We start from the raw sequence: 1500 nt of genomic DNA, 5'->3' as shown, positions 1-1500 counted from the left end.
CCAATCCACCCAAGTTAAGCCTCAACAAGTCTTGTACGCCATGTGCTTGTGCGGCTTCGGCCTGTCGGGTCGTGGCCTTGAACGCCCCGGCCGATGCTTGAAGGTCTGGGACGCGATGAGCTTGACGACACTCTGCAGCATGGCGACGCAGGCGCAGCCGAACAACAGGGCGGGGATCAGCGGCTTGAGTGCGGTGCGCGCGTAGGCGCGATTGGTGCGTCGCTGCGCGCGCACCGCGTGTGTCTCGCGCGCAGCCAGGGTGAACAAGGCCGCGAGGTTGTCGCACAGCACCTTGGCGGCAAAGTCCTGCTGCACGGCGAGGTGAGTCAGGCCTGACACATGCTCGACGCAGAGCCGATGCTTGAGCCGCTTGAAGCCCTCCTCGATCGACCACCGTTGGTGGTAGAGGCCGGCGAACAGTGTGGCTGGGAAGCGCTCTGCGTCCATCAGACTGGTCATCAGGATGCGGCATGTGCCATCGGCGCAGACGTGGCGGATCAAGCGCACTGTCGCGGGCTCAGGTGGGCAGTCGAAGTCGACCACATCCTGCGGCTCGGGCGGCGGCAGGGTCACGATCTGCTCGGCTAGATCGGACTTCCGGAACGCTTGCACCCGTGCAAACCCCCGCTCGCCTGCGGTATCGACGCGCATGCAGAAGTCGATGCCGTGGCGCTGCAGCACGCCGACCAGCCAGCGGCAGGGATAGCCGCGATCAAGCAGCAGCAGATCGCCCGGGCCCAAGTGATCGAGCTGTTCAAACAGCGCCTGACGTTCGCCGACGCAGGTGCTGTGGAGCTGAGCGGCGAGCGTCAGCTGCGCATCGGGCAGATAGAGGGCCAAGGCCAGCGCATCGCGAGAAGCCGCGCGCGGTACATGGCTGGCGCGCAGACCGAAACGCAGCTGGGTGGCATCGACCGCGATGCGGCGCAGCCCATGCCAGCGCGGCACGCCGCCGGCGCGCTCAATGAGGTTCAGCAGATGGTCGTTGAGGGCTGGCAAGGCGTCGACATGCAGCTTGGCGCGTGCCTGCGCAAAGGCTTGTGCTGAAACGTGCCGGATCAGCGCCGCCTGCTGCTGCAGGTGAGCGAAGAACTCATCGAGCTCGGCCTGCACGCCCTTGCAGAGCCCCGAGACCAGCGTGGCCACCAGCGCGGGCAAGGGCAATTTGCGCGTGCGCGAGAAGGCCTTGGGATGCTCGGCATGACGCGCGATCTGGAGGAAGTCCTCCGAGTGCAGGTAGTCGGCAAACGAAGTGCAGAGGCGTGACAGATTCATGAGCCGCTCGAGGTTCGAAAACGAACCTCACTGGCCGCGGCGGGGGGGGGGGGGGGGCGGGGGGGCCGCCCCCCCCCCGCCCGCCCCCCCCCCCGCGGCGGCCTCACGAACTGCGGGGTGTGTCAAGCGATTTCAGCGAACAACCTGCATCAACCGACCAACGGCGCTGACGCGCGTTGGCGAATGCACCGATCAGATGGGTGATGGCTTAACTTGGGTGGATTG

The 1500-nt window shown here is 66.4% G+C and carries 1 protein-coding gene; it reads right to left on the bottom strand.

Translation table 11 applies throughout. The features are described from left to right. Positions 1-21: 21 nt before the first annotated feature. Positions 22-1275, bottom strand: a complete 1254-nt coding sequence (locus ACOVRJ_RS19835; RefSeq protein WP_422045554.1) for an IS4 family transposase — start codon at positions 1273-1275, stop codon at positions 22-24. Between the last annotated feature and the right edge of the window lie 225 nt (positions 1276-1500).

This window comes from Roseateles sp. (assembly GCF_049240545.1).
In the GTDB taxonomy this organism is placed as follows: Bacteria; Pseudomonadota; Gammaproteobacteria; order Burkholderiales; family Burkholderiaceae_C; genus Paucibacter_A.
This window is presented reverse-complemented; position numbering and strand designations above follow the sequence as displayed.

Excerpts from the sequence above, each read along its gene's own strand:
- ACOVRJ_RS19835 (WP_422045554.1), bottom strand. The coding sequence starts at position 1,275 with ATGAATCTGTCACGCCTCTGCACTTCGTTTGCCGACTACCTGCACTCG.